Raw genomic sequence first — 17,280 nt, forward strand, 5'->3', positions numbered from 1 at the left:
GGGGAAACTGATATGAGGGAGAGAGATAGTTTAGAAAAAATATGGAAGGATATAGAAAAAGTATTTTTAAAAGCTATGGAAAAAGATGAAACAGTAAAAGAAAAATATGATTTTATCTGCAGAGAATATCAGAAATTTCTTAGTAATTACTTTGATTTTAAAGAGATAGCAGATAACCTTTTTGATGGTATTTATATTTCTGATGGAGAAGGGAAAACTCTCTTTATAAATGAAGCTTATACAAGGATAACTGGAATAACTAAAGAAGAGATAATTGGAAAAAATGTAAGAGATATCTTGGCAAAGGGAGATATTTATAAAGGAGCAGTAACTTTAGATGTAATAAAGGAAAAAAAACGAATCAATAATATTGGAAAAATAGTCAAGCTGGATAAAGATGTGTTGGTAACTGGGAGTCCGATATTTGATAAATATGGAAATGTGGAACTTGTTGTTATAAACAACAGGGATATAAGTGAATTAAAGGAACTGGAGAATAAGATTGAAAAATTGAAAAAAACCTCTTTGAAAGTAGATGAGGAGATAAAATTTTTAAGAAGCAGGCAAATGTCCAATAGAAAACTTGTATATAAAAGCGAAAAAATGAATTCTATATTTACTTTGATAAATACAATAGCTCCAACAGATGTAACAGTTTTGATAACTGGAGAATCGGGAACAGGGAAGGAATTAGTAGCAGATGAGATTTTTTATAAAAGTTTTAGGAAAGACAAGCCTTTTATTAAAGTGAATTGTGCTGCTATTCCAAGTGAATTATTAGAAGCGGAATTGTTTGGATATGAAGGGGGAGCATTCACAGATTCTAAGAAAAGTGGAAAAATAGGAATGTTTGAATTGGCAAATGAAGGGACTATTCTATTGGATGAAATAGGAGATATGCCTATAAAATTACAGACTAAGCTTCTAAGAGTGCTACAGCAGAAAGAAATTATGAAACTGGGAGGAACACAGCCTATAAAACTAAATATAAGGATTATAGCTTCTACTAACCAAAATTTAAAAGAGCAGATAAAAAATGGAAAATTTAGGGAAGACTTGTTCTATAGATTGAATGTAGTTCCAATAGATATAGAGCCTTTAAGAAAAAGAAAAGAAGATATACCAGAACTAATATTTGAATTTTTAAATATATTCAATAAAAAATATAATAAAAATACCAAAATAGATAAAGAGGCTATAGAGCTTCTTGTAAAATATAAATGGCCTGGAAATATCAGAGAATTAGAAAATTTTCTTGAAAGAATGGTAGTAATAAATACAACAGGAATAATTACTGTGAGAGAAGTAGCTCCAATGATAGATAGTGATGATTTCTTTATGGAAGTAAGTGATTATGATTTGAAAAAAGCAGTATCTTATCTGGAGAAAAGGATGATAAGCAAAGCTTTAAAAAACTTTGGGTCAACAAGAAAAGCGGCTAAGCATTTAGGAATTGATCAATCAACAGTAGTTAAAAAATGTAAAAGTTTGGAAATAGATATTCTTAGACTGAAAGAGTATGAGTGATGAAATTTGGAATAGGTCAGATGAAAAAATTCATCTGACCTGTTTTTCTTTATTTTAGAGTTAAAAGTATAAAATTTCATATTTTTAAAATAAAATGATGAAAATAATCATCTATAATAAAAATGCACTTTTTTATAAACTTTGAATAAATCATAGTTTCTTAATTTGAGAAAAGATGGCATAGAATTTGCTTTATTAATTTGTACTAACAATAAAATATAAATGGAGGGTGAATTAATATGAGTAAAATAATAATAACAGTAGCTCCAACAGGAGCTTGGCCATCTAAAAAAGATAATCCCAATATACCTTTAACACCTGAAGAAATTGCAAATGATGTATATGAGTGTTATAAGGCAGGAGCTTCTGTAGCGCATCTTCATATGAGAGATGATATGGGGAAAGGAACTATGGATACTAAGAAATTTGAAGAAACAGTTAAACTTATAAAAGAAAGATGTGATATAGTTATTAATCTAACAACTTCAGGGGATTTAAATGCCACTGATGAAACTAGACAGGCACATTTAAAATCAATAAAACCTGATCTTGCTTCTTATGACTGTGGTTCTATGAACTGGATGCATAATAGTTTATTTATCAATCATCCTAAATTTTTAGAAGAATTAGGATATACAATGCAGGAAAATAATGTCAAACCAGAAATTGAAATTTTTGATGCGGGAATGATATACAATTCATTGTATTATATAAAGAAAGGAGTTTTAAAAGAACCAGTACATTATCAATTTGTATTGGGAGCTGCAGGGGGAACAGCTGCAACTGTTGAAAATTTGGTTTATTTAAAAAGTTTAATACCAGAGGGAAGTACTTGGTCAGCATTGGGAATTGGAAGAGGACATATACCTATTCTAATGACAGCTATTGCCATGGGAGGACATGTGCGTGTAGGAATGGAGGATAATGTATATTATGGACCAGGAGAATTAGCTGTTTCAAATGCTCAGCTTGTAGAAAGAGCAGCCAGACTGATTAAAAATTCTATGAATGAAGTAGCAACTCCAGCTGAAGCTAGAGAGATTTTAGGTTTGAAAAATGGAGTTGAGTAATTATGATAAAGAATATTTCAGTGATAGGTGCTGGAACAATGGGGCATGGAATAGCAGAAGTTTTTGCTCTGCATGGATATAATGTAAGTTTATACGAAACTAATGCAGAAATAAGAGAAAATGCAAAGAAAGTTATAGAAGATGAACTTTTATTTTTACTGGAAAATGATTTTATAAAAAAAGATGATATTCAAAAAACATTAAAAAATATAGAGATGTTTTCTGATTTAAAAGAAGCAGTAAAAGATGCTGATTATGTAATAGAAGCAGTTCCAGAAAGAATTGAATTAAAACAGGTATTGTTTAAACAGTTAGATGAATACTGCAAAAAAGGAGCAATCTTTGCAAGTAATACATCAAGTTTGAAATTAAATGAGATGAGCCAAGATATAAGTGAGGACAGAAAGAAAAGGATAATGGTATGCCACTGGTATAATCCAGCTCATTTAATGCCTATTGCAGAACTGTCATTTTTTGGAAATATGCCTGAAGAAATATATAAAGAAGTGGAAAAACTTTATTATAATTCTGGAAAACAGACTGTAAAGATTTTAAAGGATGTACCTGGATTAGTTGCTAACCGTATACAACAGGCAATAGCCAGAGAAGTATTTTCATTGATAGAGATGGGAGTAGCAGAGCCAGAGGATATTGATAAGGCATTGAAATTTGGACCAGCATTCAGATATGCAACATCTGGTCAATTGGAAATAGCTGATATAGGAGGATTAGATATTTGGTGTACTGTGGGAGATAATTTGTTGAGTGTTATGGATAATAGAAAAGAAGCAAATCCATTATTGAGGAAAAAGGTGCTTGAAAATAAATTGGGAATGAAATCAGGAGAAGGTTTTTTCAAATATCCTAAAGAAAAAATAAATGATATTAAAAATAAATTCAATAAAAAATTGATTATACAGCTGAAAACATCAAAAAACTATGAAGAATAAAATTAGGGGGATAAGATATGGAAAATTCTAAATCAGCAAATAAAGGAACGTTTTTGTGGAGATTGAGTAAAAAATTTCAATTTGCAGCTGATAAATTGATTCCTGACTCATTTGTATTTTGTTTGATACTTACTTTTATAGTTTTTGTTTTAGGAATAATTTTTACAAAGACTGGTCCTGTAAAGATGGTTATACACTGGTATAATGGATTGTGGACTCAAATGACTTTTGCATTCCAGATGGCATTTATGGTAGTCACATGTGCTGTGTGTGCAAAATCCAAGCAGGTGAAAAAAGTATTGAGATGGATTGCAAGTGTACCAAAAACACCAATGGGAGCTATGATACTTTTGATGGGATTTGGATATGTTTCTAGTTTTGTTAATTGGGCTTTTTGTACAGTGGTTACTCCTATTTTAGCTATGCAGCTTTCAAAACAGATAAAAGGACTGCATTTTCCTATGATGATTGCAGCAGGATATTCCACTATGATTTTAGGGCAGTGCTTAGGACCAAGTGCATCTGTTTATGCTCTTGTTGCAACAAAGGGGCATTTTCTTGAAAATGAGATAGGGATATTGACACAGGCAGATACTGTATATAACAGTGTAAATGTGGCTTTATTTGTAATCATGGCAGTATTTACTGTGTTGTTAAGTATTTTTACAGTTCCTCCAAAAGAAGAGATTGTAGAATTTAAAACTGCTTTAGATGATGAAGAAATTAATGAAGAAATAGAAGAAAATGAAACAGTTGCTGATAAATTAAATGGCAGCAGAATAATAATGTATCTTATAGGAATATCTGGAATCTTAGTTTTAGGAAATACATTTATAACAAAAGGGTTTCTAGGAGCTTTAAGTGTAAACTTTATTATATTTCTGTTTATTACATTAAATTGTTTTCTGTATAATACTCCGAGAAAATTTGTTGAAGCATATAAAGAAAATATGTTTTTAACTACTGAGATAATAATTCAGTTTCCATTTTATGGAGGAATAGCAGGAATGATGATGGACTCAGGATTTGGAGCTGTTGTAGTTGCAGCAATCATAAATGTTGCTAATGCTTCTACTATGCCGGTTTGGGCATATATATCAGCGTCTGTAACAAACTTATTTATTCCTTCCCAAGGAGGGCAGTGGATAGTTCAAGGTCCATTATTAGTAGATGCTGCAAAGCAGGTAGATGCTAATATGCTATATGTAATAAATGCTTTTGTATATGGAGATGAGGCAACTAATTTACTACAGCCTCTATATGTTATTCCTGCATTGTCTGTTGTGGGAATGAAACTAAAGGATGTATGGGGGTTCATGGCATTTATTTGGGTATTCTGGTTAGTAATTACAACAATTGGACTTTATGTAATACCTATGTTAGTATAAATAAGTTGAATAAAAAGTAAATATGAAGCAGTTTTCTTTTCGATTAATTTTAAAGGAAACTGCTTTTTATATTTATTTCCTTTGGGGAATAATGAAAATGTGTTAGAATAAGGCTATTAAATGTGAAACAAAAGGAGTAAGTTTTTTATTTAAATTTTTAGCTAGATTAATTATTTATAAAAATTAATGATTACTTAAGAAAGGAAGATGGTAGATTGAATATTTATACTGAGAAATTTAAAGAAGCTTTCTCTTCTATATTACCAATTACAATTATTGTGATAATATTAAATTTTACGCTGACACCTCTAGGGGTACCCTTGATTATTAGATTTATAATTGGGGCGATTTTAATAATTATTGGACTTTCAGTGTTTTTGATAGGAGTAGATATTGCTATTACACCTCTGGGGAGTCAGGTGGGAGCCACTCTTGCAAAATCAAATAAAATGTGGATTGTAGTTGTTGGGGGGCTGATTGTAGGATTTTTTATCTCAATTGCTGAACCAGGATTGATTATTTTGGCTGATCAGGTGGATATAGTGACATCTGGGCAGATATCAAGCTTGAGTATACTAAGCATTGTATCAATAGGACTGGCACTTATGTTGGCAATGGGGTTTGTTAGAATAGTAACAAATACACCTTTATATAAAGTTCTTACTGTACTATATATTTTAGTATTCATATTGGCATTGTTTACCCCAATAGAATTTTTAACAATTGCTTTTGATGCTTCTGGAGCAACTACAGGGATTTTAGCTGTACCTTTTATTCTAGCATTAGCACTAGGTGTATCTACAATGAAAAAAGACAGTAAGGCTTCAGAAATGGATAGTTTCGGACTGGTAGCAATAGCATCAGTAGGAGCAATAATGTCAGTTATGATACTGAGTATTTTTTCAGGGACTAGAGATTTTACAGCAAAGCTGGAATTTAATATAACTGAATCAAAATCTATACTTGAACCTTTTATAGAAAATATACCAACTCTATTTAAAGAAGGATTTTTAACTATTTTACCTCTCCTCATTATATTTCTTTTTTTCCAAAAGGTATATTTTAAAATGAGCAACAGAAATGTTGCAAAGATGGTAAAAGGATTTATTTATGCTTTTATTGGATTATTTTTGTTTCTTGTAGGAGTTAATACAGGATTTATGGATGTTGGAGGAATTATAGGATACACTCTGGCATCTTATGATAACAAATCATATATAGTTGTTATAGCTTTTATTCTTGGATTTGTAACAATTCTGGCAGAACCAGCAGTATATGTTCTTACTTATCAAATTGAAAATGTAACCAGCGGATATGTAAAAAGAAAAGCTATTTTACTTGCTCTGTCAATAGGAGTAGGAGCTGCTGTAGCATTATCAATGATAAGAATTATTGTACCAGGAATACAGCTGTGGCATTATCTTCTCCCAGGGTATATTATAAGTCTTTCTATGATGTATTTTATTCCTAAATTGTTTGTGGGAATCGCCTTTGATGCGGGAGGGGTAGCCACTGGACCAATGACTACAACTTTTATTCTGGCTTTTACACAGGGGGCAGCTGAAGCAATAGAGGGAGCGAATATACTCACTGATGGCTTTGGAATGATTGCTACAGTAGCTATGACGCCAATAATAACACTACAGATACTAGGTTTCATTTTTGGAATGAACTTAAAAAAGGGGGAAAATCTGAAAAATGCAGAGTGATTTTATAGATATAGAACTTGAATTGATGTATATAATAGTTAATTATGGACTAGGAAGCAAAATAATTAAATATGCAAAGAAGTTTGGGATTACAGGAAGTACAATTTGTCTAGGAAAAGGGACGATAAGAAATTCATTTTTGGAATTTCTTGCAATTAATGAATCTAGAAAAGAGATTATATTAATGGTAGGAGAAAGGAAGATACTTTATTCAACAATGGAAGAGCTGAATAAAAAGTTTTCTTTTGATAAACCCAATAAGGGAGTTGCATTTACTGTTCCTGTAAAAGAAGCAATAGGAGCTAGAGGGCTGAAAGAAGTTAATTATAATCCAGAAGAAAGTAGAGGTGTAGAAAAATCTATGTATAATCTTATAATTGTCATAGTTGAAAAAGGTAATGGGGAACATGTGGTTGAGGCTGCAAATAAGGCAGGTTCAAGAGGAGCTACAATTATCAATGGAAGAGGATCAGGAATACAGGAAACAAGCAAACTTTTTGCTATGGATATAGAGCCTGAAAAAGAGATTGTAATGATTATTTCTCAGAGTTCTCTCACTGAAAAAATTGTTTCTTCAGTAAGGGAAGATTTAAAGATAGATGAACCTGGAAGAGGGGTTATTTTTGTTCAGGAAGTTAATAAAGCATGTGGACTGTATTAAGATTTATTTAGATTAAAAAAATGAGGCTGGTCAAAAGATCAGCCTCAAATGCTTTATTTAGTTTTTTCAGATATAATGGCACCAGAAGCAGCACCAACACCTGCACCTACAAGAGTACCAGTATTACCACCAATTATATGACCAGCTACAGCACCAACTGCTGCACCAGTAGCTATATGCTTTTCAGTACGAGTACATCCTGCAAATACAATGGCTAATACAGCTGCTATAAAAATAGTTTTTTTCATTTTTATCCCTCCTTTTTGTAATGAAAATTAATTATTCTTCCCATTAAGAGATATACAAAAAAATCACATTTATCCTTTATAATTTAATAATAACATATTTTTTACCTTTATAGGTAATATTTTCTTGAACTTTTTTATTTATTTTTTCAAATTTTCTATGAGTATATTTTCTAGCATGTTTTGGAGGATAATCCTCAAAAGTTCTGGATGCCATAAGGGCAATAGTAAGATCTAGTTCGGCTTTATCAGGAGTTACAAGATAATCTTCTCCTGCAAAAGAGAAAAGTATACCTGGATACATATGGTCGCTTTTTATTGATTTAAAATTAAAAGTTTTTCCTGTTTGATTTACAAGAAACTGTCCAAGTGCATTTATTCTATCTATCATTTATTTTTTCACCTTCTTTTTTCCTGTTTGATTTTTTTTATTTTTCACTGATGGAACACCAGTTTTTTTAGCAGCAGCTTTTTTTTCAATAGTTTTCTTTTTAGCAACAGAATATCCAAAACTTCCAATAGGTTCTTTAGATATTGGGAAGTATTCTCCATGAGAATAGCTTATAAGATTTGCCCATTCAAAGTGAATCTTTTCATTTTCATCAAGTAGTTTTGAATCTATATGAGAGCAAAGGACCTCTGCAAGAAAAAGATCATGTGTACCTAAAGGAATTATATCTTTTACTCTGCACTCTATATTTACAGGACATTCGTCAATATATGAACTTTTTACTTCCTTACCTTTCATCAGAGTGAATTTCATTTCTTCTATTTTATTATTTGTTCTTCCAGAACGGACACCACAGTAGTCAGTTTCTCTAGTGAGCTTTCTAGTAGGAAGATTTACAGTAAATTCCATAGTTTCTTTTATATATTCATATGAGAGTCTTTCAGGTCTGATAGATATGGAAAGCATAGGAGGCTTTGTGCAGATAGTTCCAGTCCATGCCACTGTAAAAACATTTTCTTTACCTTCAGAATTTCTGCTGGTAATGAGGACTACTGGAACAGGATTCAGCACAACACTGCCCTTAAATAGGTTTTTTTTCATAATATATCCTTTCTTTATTTATTTCATTTTTAGAAAATTATAACATTTTTTCACGAATGGTACAAATAATAAAATAAGGATTGTTGTTGCTTATAAAAAAACCATATGATATACTAAGATTATAAAGTTGAGTGAAAAAGGTGAAACTTATGAATAATTATGTTATTTTAAAAGGGAAAAAAGACAGATTAGTGATACACTTAAATTCAGAAGTAGATTTTTTGACTCTTAGAGACAGCTTAGTCGAAAAAGTAAGAGAAGCTAGGAATTTTATTGGAAATGTTCAGTTAGCTATTGAATTTAGTAATAGAATATTATCAGAATTAGAGGAAAATGTACTAATTGACCTAATAAAATTAAATAGTGATATTAATATCACTTATGTATTTTCTGAAAGTGGACCTGAAAAAAAAGACAAGATAAAATTTTTCAAAGCTGTGACAGAAGAAGGACCTACAAAATTTTTTAAAGGAACCTTGAGATCTGGGAGTAAGCTGGAATATGATGGAAATATAGTAATATTAGGAGATGTGAATCCAGGAGCATTAGTTAGAGCCAGAGGGAATGTAATTGTTCTTGGGTATTTGAATGGTACTATTTATGCTGGACTAGATGAAGATTCAGATGCTTTTATAGGTGCTAATTTTATGAATCCTATCCAGATGGTAATCGGTGCAGTTACTGCAAAGCCTATGCAAAAAGAGATTCTTGATACCAACAAGATAGACAGAAAAGGCGGATTCAAAATAGCTTACATCAGAAACAATGAAATATTTATCGAAGATTTTAGTACACGTTCATTTTGTGAATAACCAAAAATTTATGTTGGGAGTGGATTAAGATGGCAAAGGTGTTTGTAGTTACATCAGGAAAAGGAGGAGTAGGAAAAACAACTACTACTGCTAACCTTGGAGCTGGATTGGCTCTTAAAGGCAATAAAGTACTTTTAATAGATACTGATATTGGGTTAAGAAATCTTGATGTTGTAATAGGACTTGAAAATAGAATAGTATATGATCTGGTTGATGTTATAGAAGGAAGATGTAGAATAGCACAGGCTCTTATCAAAGATAAAAGATGTTCTAATCTATGCCTTCTGCCAGCTGCACAGATCAGAGATAAAAATGATATAAATGGCGATCAGATGAAAACTCTGATAGAGGCTTTAAGAAAAGATTTTGATTATATAATAATAGACTGCCCTGCTGGGATAGAACAGGGATTTAAGAATGCAATAGCAGCAGCAGATGAAGCTATTGTAGTAACAACTCCAGAGATATCTGCTACTAGGGATGCTGACAGAATAATCGGATTGCTGGAAGCTAATGATATAAGAAATCCAAAACTTATAATAAACCGTATAAAAATGGATATGGTAAGAGCTGGGAACATGCTTGGAGTAGAAGATATATTGGATATTCTTGCAATACCTCTTCTTGGAGTTATACCAGATGATGAAAATATAGTTATATCAACAAACAAAGGAGAGCCTTTGGTATATAAAGGTGAATCTTTGGCAGCAGAAGCATACAGAAATGTTGTATTAAGGATGACAGGAAAAGACGTTCCATTCCTTGATCTAGATGTGAAACATGGATTCTTTGATAAACTAAAAATGGTTTTTGGAAAGTAGGTGTGTTATGGGAATTTTTGATTTTTTTAAAAAGAATGATAATCAATCTAAGAATATTGCCAAGGACAGACTGAAATTAGTTCTGATTCATGACAGAGCAATGCTTCCTTCTGGTGTTCTTGAAGATATGAAAGATGACATAATAGCTGCAATATCTAAATATGTAGATATTGATAGAAACAGCTTGAATATAGAAGTAGCTCAAAGTCCTGAAAATAAAAGAAGAACAACTTTGATAGCTAATATACCATTGATAATTAAAAAAGAAGAAGAATAAAATAAAAATAAAAGGGTTGTCTGAAATTTTTTAGACAGCCCTCTTTTTTTATTTATTATTTTTTAAAAGTTTTTCATTTCTGAATTTATTCACTTTTATAAAAAAATTAAATATAGTTTTAAGTTCAGCATCAGTAAAGTTGTCTTCAAGAAACATTTCTATCTCATTTTCTTTTTTTAGAAATTCTTTGTAAATATTTAAGTATATTTTCATTCCTGATTTTGTCAGGGAAAAGAATATTTCTTTCTTGTTAGGAGGTATTTGAAAAGTTTCTATAAGCTCATAAGAGTGCAGTTTTTTTACAACCTTGCTGGTATATCCTTTGCTACTTTTCATTTTCTTAGACAGTTGAGTAATATTTATATTTTCGTTAGAACCAATATAATAAATAAAATTATAATCAGATATATTGAGATCAAGTGTTGTAGATATTTCCAATGATTCATCTTCTTTTTCAGCTAGATACTGAAATTCTTTCATGCTCAGATATATTTCAGGAATAAAACTATTTCTAGGTTCTCTGGAAAGAAAATCTTTGTAAAATTCTCTGCTGTCCTCTATTAAATTAAAAAATTTTCTTACAACTTTATTAGAAATTTTAATCACCCTTTTCGAAAAAAGATAGTTTCATTAGAAACATTATACAATTTAAAACCTTATTTTACAAGGAAACTTAAGAAAAAAAGCTGAGGTGATTGAAAACAGGAATGTTTCTTATGAAACAAAAAAAATCAGTTCTAATAGGGAAAACAAATCCAAGAACCGCATATTGACAGGGAATTTACAGTAAAGTATACTTTGAATAATAAAACAGCTTGAAATTAATTTTAATTTCTTTTTAGGAGGGAGCTTAATTATGAAAAAAGGATTTTCTCTTTTACAGAGAGTGGGAAGAGCATTTATGCTGCCAATTGCAGTTCTCCCTATGGCGGGGATACTTCTTGGAGTAGGAGGAGCTTTTACAAGCAGTGCTATAGTTGATACATATAATCTAACTTTTTTAGCACCAGGAACATTACTTAACCATATTTTAATACTATTTTTAAATGCAGGAGCATTTATTTTTGCCAATCTTTCAGTTATATTTGCAGTAGGAGTGGCAATAGGGCTTGCTCATCAGAACAAGGAAACAGCGGCACTTTCAGCACTTTTAGGATTTCTTCTTTTCCATACAGTAATAGGTACAGTTCTTGGATTTATGGGACAAACAGCAGATACTACAACAGTACAGGCACTGATGGATAAGGGGATGACTTATGGGGAAGCTATTGGAAAAGCATCTCTATACACAAAAGAATTAGGAATATTTACACTTCAGACAGGGGTTTTAGGAGGAATAATTTGTGGATGTTTCTCAGCATTTATAACAAATAGATTTTCAAATAAAACATTACCTGATTATCTTGCATTTTTTAGTGGAAATAGACTAGTACCAGTATTAACAATGATATTTTTTATTCCATTAGGAGTTATAGTTCCATTTATCTGGCCTACAGTTTTTGGAGCAGTAGTGAAGGCAGGGGAAGCTTTCACAGCTATGGGACCAATAGGAACTTTTCTTTATGGACTGACAGGAAGACTTTTAAATGTATTTGGTCTTCATCATGCAGTTTATCCACTGTTCTGGTATACAGAACTTGGAGGAACTATGGAAGTAGCAGGACAAATGGTAGCAGGGGGACAGAAGATATTCTTTGCACAACTAGCAGATCCAGCTACTGTACATTATTCAGCTGATGCTACAAGAACTATGACTGGAGGATTTCTTCCAATGATGTTTGGACTTCCAGCTGCAGCTCTTGCAATGTATAGATGTGCTGACGTAGATAATAAAGCGAAGATAAAAGGAATCCTTGTTTCAGCTGCCTTGACATCATTTCTTACAGGGATAACAGAGCCAATAGAATTTACATTTTTATTTGTTGCTCCTCCCCTATATGTAATTCATGCAATATTAGAGGGAATATCTTATGGACTTATGCATTTCCTTAATGTAGCAGTGGGAATAACTTTTTCAAGAGGAATAATAGACTTTACATTCTTTGGATTGCTTCAGGGAATGGCCAAAACTTCATATCAATGGATATTAATATTAGGACCAATATATTCAATAGTATATTATTTTATCTTTAAATTTATGATAGAGAAATTCAATTATATGACTCCTGGAAGAAAAGAGGGAGAAAATAGGCTCTATACAAGAAAAGATTATCAAGGAAAAGCAGATAGTGATGATTTTATTGATGAAATAGTAAAAGCTCTAGGGGGAGTAGATAATATTGAAGGAATAGATGCCTGTATTACAAGATTGAGAGTAACAGTAAAAGATGAAGAAAAAGTTGTTGATGATGATACATGGAAAAGTTTAAAATCTCAAGGGGTAATCAGAGCAGGAAAAGGAATACAGATAATATATGGAACACAGGCAGAAACTTATAAAAATAAAATAATAAAAAAATATGGATTGTAGTTAAAAGAATAAAGCTGTATAAAAAGACATCAGAAAAAAATTCTGGTGTTTTTTTATGGAAAAATATTGCCGCCATGCATGATCTGGTCGAGTACGAAGAAAACCGAATCGGAAACTGTCGGATACGGCCAGATAGCCACTAATAATAACAGTATTTAATAATAACAAGAAAGATAAAAGTAAAATATACACACACAAGGGAGAGGGATTATTCACAAAAAAATGGGAGCAAGTATTGTAATCTACACAAAAAGCCTGATTTTTCTTCTGGAATAAAATTTAATAGAGAGCATATAAAGAATCTCAGATGAATGCGTCTGAGTTTTTTTATTTAAAAATTAAAATGACGGCAAAAAATCAAGAGGTAATTCTCAAAAATCATTCTGCACCCCTCATTTTATTTTATATTTTTTTGGTAAAAAATATATTGAGTTAAAAGTGAGAAAAAAATGATTGAAAAATTTAGAAAGGAAGAAAAAAAATTAAAAAAACAAAAAAATAAAAATTAGGAGTTCTTGTTTATGTATAAATACGAACACTTTCAGAATTTGTAACTATCTAAAACAATCTTTACTCCTATCAATTATATATATCATAAAAAAACAAAATAATCAATTTTTATTTTTTTAAAGTTTGATGTTTTTAAAAAAATGCAAGTTAAATTTTGTATTTAAGATGATTTAAAAAAAAATAAAAAAATTTTAAAAAGTTCGTATTTATACATAAACAGGAACCTTTTTTTGATTTTGATTGAAAAGTTAAATTTTTAAGAAATATTTTGACAACTATTTTGATAAAAAAATTGAGAAAAATAGAGGTAAATCTTTAAAAAAAGTACAGTTTAGGTGTGAAGAAAGAACCTGTATAAAAATATTAAAAAACATTTTTGGGGAGGAAAACAATATGATAGATAAGATTATAAAAGCAGTAAAAAGGAGCAACAAAAGAAGAGGAAGAAATATAACAATAGGAGCAGTGATTGGATTTTTACTTTCATGTACAGTGGTAATGGGAGCAGGAGAAATAGGACTAGAAATAGGCGGCTCTGAAAATAGAATAGAATTCAAAAAAGATGGAACAGTATTTATTCCTAAAAAGGAAGATGGCTCAGATAAAGATCCATATCTTGACAACAGCTGGGAAGAAGGTGCAAAAACTTATACAAACAACACAATAATATCAGGATATAACGGATCTGGTAAAAGTTATGGAGTGAAATTAAGTGGAGATTTAGGTAAATTCAAATTTATAAATAATGCTTTAATAACAGGAACAGGAAATAATGAAGCTTATGGAATATATCTTGATTCCTCCTCTAAAGCAGGAGATATAATAAATACTGGAATATTGAATAGTAAAGTTATTGGTCCTTCCAAGAGTTATGGAGTATATCTTAGTTCTTCATCTGAAGCAGAAAATATAATAAATACTGGAGTAGTAACAGTTCGTTCTTTTGATACAACTTATGGAATATGTCTTGTTTCATCTAAAGCAGAAGGCATAACAAATAGTGGAATAATAAGTACTGCTAATGATGGTTATTCTAGTGCTTACGGAATAGAGATTAGAGATTCATCAGTAGTAGAATACATAGAAAATACTGGCTTGATATATAGTGCAGAATCTGGAATGTATCTTGCTTCTTCAAGCGTAGGGGATATAATAAATACAGGAGTTATTTATGGTGATGATTCTCGAGGAATCGGTCAATATAGTGGGAGTACTATATCTCATATAACAAATACAGGAGTTATTTATGGAAAATCATATGTTGTAGATAATGTTAGTGGAACAATAACTAATTTTAATAACTATGGAATACTTGCGTCAGGTAATAGTTCTGGTAGTGTGGTTGATGGTTTAACAATAGTGGCTCATAATGATTCTGGTGGTGAAGATAAAATAAAAAACTATGGATTAGCCTTTGCAGATACAGGTTCTGGTGTCTATAAGAATTATGATAATAGTTCCAGTAATTTTGGAGTAATATATTCAGATGAAAATATTGCTGGAGTTCAGTATGATATCATAAATATTAGAGCAGATGTAGATGGTAGTACTAATGAAATAAAAGATTGGAAGAGCCTGGGTATAAAAGATGGAAAGCTGTATTCTGATGCTGGTGATACTACTGGTGGTGAAATAAGTAGTTTTTCTTCAAATAAGCAATATATTTTAAATGGAATAGAAGATACTCTTAAAGTTATTGGAGCAAATGAGGGGAATAGATTAAATAATAGTATAATCAATGCCTATAAGACAGCAGTAAAATTTGATGCTGCTGCTGAGGGAAAACTTACTCTATCAGGAACAACAGTAAATGGTGGAGCAGATGGAAGTGATGTAGTAGTAGGAGGCAGTAATTCAGATACTTTAATATTGGAAGATGCAAGTATAATCAATGGAAATATAAACATGGGAGATGAGGTGGATAATCTTTCTCTAAATTCTGGAGTAATAGTTAATGGAACTGTAAAAATGGGAGATGGAAATGATGTTCTTAATATTGTTAGTGGGGGAAGAATAAATGGAACTCTTGATGGAGGAGATGGAATTGATGATATTCTTAATTTTGCTTCGCCAGCAGCAAGAGATGCAGCTAATGGTGGAATAAATATTCATCATAACATATCAGGATTTGAAAAAATGAATATAAATACTAATGTAACCCTATTTGAAAAAACTATTAAAGATGATGGAACATTAGAAGATTTAGCCATAACAGGAGCAGAAAATATAACAATAGGAGAAAATGGAGTCCTTACTTTAAGAATAGATTCAGTAAATAGTAATAAGCATGCTCTGTCAACAGGAAACACTGGAACAATAAAATCAGAAAATGGAGGAAAGCTTCTTCTGGCTCTGAATGGAGCTGGAAACAAAAGTAAAATAAGTTTTGGAAATCTTAAATTAGACAGTAGCTTAGTGACAGGATATGAAGGAGAATATCAAGAAGATGTAACTTTTGGGACAACATCAGTACTTCATTCTGTGAAAAGAACAGGAGGAACTAATGAAGTAGAGGTTGCAGCTAAAAAGGATCTTCCTCCAAAAGCAAGTGGTTCTGATGAGCTGTTTTATGAAAAATTGAATAAAATATATCAAAGTATTCTTTCAGTAGATGAATTAGGAAATTTCAATGTAGACAATGATGAAAAATTATCAACATTCTTAGGATATCTAAATGATATCTATGCAGGAAATCCATATTCATATTCTTCTGAATTATCAAGAAAATCTGCTGGAATGTTCAGAGATATAGTAACAGAAAATATTTTTAAACCAGAAACAAATAAATGGATGATTTATGGTGGGCTGACTCATGTAGATGGAGGAACAAAAGATACTTACTATGGGAAAGGATATTACACATATGACATAGGAAGTTCTGATATAGATGCAGATACAAAAATTACTGGAGCATATATGTTAGGAGAATATGGAGTATCTGATACACTTACTTCTGGAGTAGTGATAGGAGGGAATAAACTTAAATTTGACTTGTCCAATGGCTCAAAAGTAGATGGAAGCGCATTATATCTAGGAGCTTATGCAAAGAAATATATAGGAAATCTAAAAGTAACAGCAGGAGCAGGATTCCAATATGGAGATTATGATGCAGACAGACTGGCAGTAAACAATGCAGCTTCAAGTAAGGCAGAACCAGTGATTAAATATTCTGATAATTACAATGATATGACATATGATATCTACCTAAATGGAAGATATTCACATAATATTGGAGATAACCTATTCTTAGAACCATATGGAACATTGTCATATACATATATAGATCAAGATGGTGCAGATGAAGGAAATCAAACTCTAGCAATAGAAACAGATTCAAAATCATTTGACTATACAGTAGGAAAAGTAGGAGTAGACCTTAAAAAAGTTATACCTCATGAAAAAGGAAAAAGTACACTTTCAGCAGGAGTAAGCTACACAAGAATACTTGATGGAGCAGATGAGGAGTTTATCACAGGAAGATTTAAAGGTGGAAGCAACTTTGATATATTGGTTGCTCATAAAAATGAACATAGTATAGGACTAAATGCAAAATATGCTCTGGAACTTGAAAATGGAATTCTATTTGATGTAAAAGGGACTTATGCAGTAGAAAGAGATTCACATAACGGAGCAGGAAAAAACAAGGCTAAAGGGGAATGGATAGTAGGAGCAGGATTAGGATATAAGTTCTAATTAGATAATATGGGAGTTATCTCGAAATGAAATTAAGATTATCTAAAATATTTTTGAAAATTAAAAGATAAAACAAATAAAATGAGTGACTGAAAG

General features: G+C 31.2%; 15 protein-coding genes. 11 read left to right on the top strand and 4 right to left on the bottom strand.

Annotated elements, in window-relative coordinates; all coding sequences use genetic code 11:
• Window positions 1–12 precede the first annotated feature (12 nt).
• From E0E45_RS00160 to E0E45_RS00185, 6 genes are all read left to right on the top strand, one after another.
• Window positions 13–1,527 (top strand): sigma-54 interaction domain-containing protein, encoded by a 1,515-nt coding sequence (locus E0E45_RS00160; RefSeq protein ID WP_130889271.1) that lies wholly within the window; start codon window positions 13–15, stop codon window positions 1,525–1,527.
• A gap of 239 nt (window positions 1,528–1,766) precedes the next feature.
• Window positions 1,767–2,597: a 3-keto-5-aminohexanoate cleavage protein gene (locus E0E45_RS00165; RefSeq protein ID WP_130889272.1), complete on the top strand. Its 831-nt coding sequence runs from the start codon at window positions 1,767–1,769 to the stop codon at window positions 2,595–2,597.
• A 2-nt stretch (window positions 2,598–2,599) separates the two neighbouring features.
• On the top strand, window positions 2,600–3,547 hold the full coding sequence (locus E0E45_RS00170; protein WP_130889273.1) for a 3-hydroxyacyl-CoA dehydrogenase family protein: 948 nt from the start codon (window positions 2,600–2,602) through the stop codon (window positions 3,545–3,547).
• 17 nt (window positions 3,548–3,564) lie between these two features.
• A complete protein-coding gene (locus E0E45_RS00175; protein ID WP_130889274.1) occupies window positions 3,565–4,935 on the top strand; it encodes a short-chain fatty acid transporter in 1,371 nt (456 codons plus the stop codon).
• Between the two features lie 215 nt (window positions 4,936–5,150).
• On the top strand, window positions 5,151–6,644 hold the full coding sequence (locus E0E45_RS00180; RefSeq protein WP_130889275.1) for a DUF1538 domain-containing protein: 1,494 nt from the start codon (window positions 5,151–5,153) through the stop codon (window positions 6,642–6,644).
• Window positions 6,634–7,305 (top strand): P-II family nitrogen regulator, encoded by a 672-nt coding sequence (locus E0E45_RS00185; RefSeq protein ID WP_130889276.1) that lies wholly within the window; start codon window positions 6,634–6,636, stop codon window positions 7,303–7,305. Before E0E45_RS00180 ends, E0E45_RS00185 begins: the two co-directional genes overlap by 11 nt.
• Window positions 7,306–7,358: 53 nt before the next feature.
• Here the strand turns inward: E0E45_RS00185 and E0E45_RS00190 are convergent, their stop codons facing one another.
• The 3 genes from E0E45_RS00190 to E0E45_RS00200 all read right to left on the bottom strand — a co-directional run bounded on the left by E0E45_RS00190 (window position 7,359) and on the right by E0E45_RS00200 (window position 8,601).
• Window positions 7,359–7,553 (bottom strand): YMGG-like glycine zipper-containing protein, encoded by a 195-nt coding sequence (locus E0E45_RS00190; protein WP_130889277.1) that lies wholly within the window; start codon window positions 7,551–7,553, stop codon window positions 7,359–7,361.
• A 76-nt stretch (window positions 7,554–7,629) separates the two neighbouring features.
• Window positions 7,630–7,941 carry a hypothetical protein gene (locus tag E0E45_RS00195; RefSeq protein ID WP_130889278.1) on the bottom strand — a complete coding sequence of 104 codons (312 nt, stop codon included), beginning with the start codon at window positions 7,939–7,941 and terminating at the stop codon, window positions 7,630–7,632.
• Window positions 7,942–8,601, bottom strand: coding sequence for a flavin reductase family protein (locus E0E45_RS00200; RefSeq protein ID WP_130889279.1), 660 nt, complete (start codon window positions 8,599–8,601; stop codon window positions 7,942–7,944).
• A gap of 149 nt (window positions 8,602–8,750) precedes the next feature.
• On the opposite strand from E0E45_RS00200, the gene E0E45_RS00205 reads away from it, so the two are divergent.
• The 3 genes from E0E45_RS00205 to minE are packed head-to-tail and all read left to right on the top strand — an operon-like array spanning window position 8,751 to window position 10,511.
• On the top strand, window positions 8,751–9,413 hold the full coding sequence (locus tag E0E45_RS00205) for a septum site-determining protein MinC (RefSeq protein ID WP_005979193.1): 663 nt from the start codon (window positions 8,751–8,753) through the stop codon (window positions 9,411–9,413).
• 29 nt (window positions 9,414–9,442) lie between these two features.
• Window positions 9,443–10,234, top strand: a complete 792-nt coding sequence (gene minD / locus E0E45_RS00210) for a septum site-determining protein MinD (RefSeq protein ID WP_130889280.1) — start codon at window positions 9,443–9,445, stop codon at window positions 10,232–10,234.
• A 7-nt stretch (window positions 10,235–10,241) separates the two neighbouring features.
• On the top strand, window positions 10,242–10,511 hold the full coding sequence (gene minE, locus E0E45_RS00215) for a cell division topological specificity factor MinE (protein WP_130889281.1): 270 nt from the start codon (window positions 10,242–10,244) through the stop codon (window positions 10,509–10,511).
• A 48-nt stretch (window positions 10,512–10,559) separates the two neighbouring features.
• On the opposite strand, the gene E0E45_RS00220 is transcribed toward minE, so the two are convergent.
• Window positions 10,560–11,117 (bottom strand): MarR family transcriptional regulator, encoded by a 558-nt coding sequence (locus E0E45_RS00220; protein ID WP_130889282.1) that lies wholly within the window; start codon window positions 11,115–11,117, stop codon window positions 10,560–10,562.
• A 250-nt stretch (window positions 11,118–11,367) separates the two neighbouring features.
• On the opposite strand from E0E45_RS00220, the gene E0E45_RS00225 reads away from it, so the two are divergent.
• Window positions 11,368–12,981 carry a PTS transporter subunit EIIC gene (locus E0E45_RS00225; protein WP_130889283.1) on the top strand — a complete coding sequence of 538 codons (1,614 nt, stop codon included), beginning with the start codon at window positions 11,368–11,370 and terminating at the stop codon, window positions 12,979–12,981.
• Between the two features lie 903 nt (window positions 12,982–13,884).
• Complete coding sequence (locus tag E0E45_RS00230) at window positions 13,885–17,184, top strand: autotransporter outer membrane beta-barrel domain-containing protein (RefSeq protein WP_130889284.1); 3,300 nt, start codon at window positions 13,885–13,887, stop codon at window positions 17,182–17,184.
• Window positions 17,185–17,280 lie beyond the last annotated feature (96 nt).

It is taken from the genome of Fusobacterium ulcerans ATCC 49185 (assembly GCF_900683735.1).
Lineage (GTDB): Bacteria > Fusobacteriota > Fusobacteriia > Fusobacteriales > Fusobacteriaceae > Fusobacterium_A > Fusobacterium_A ulcerans_A.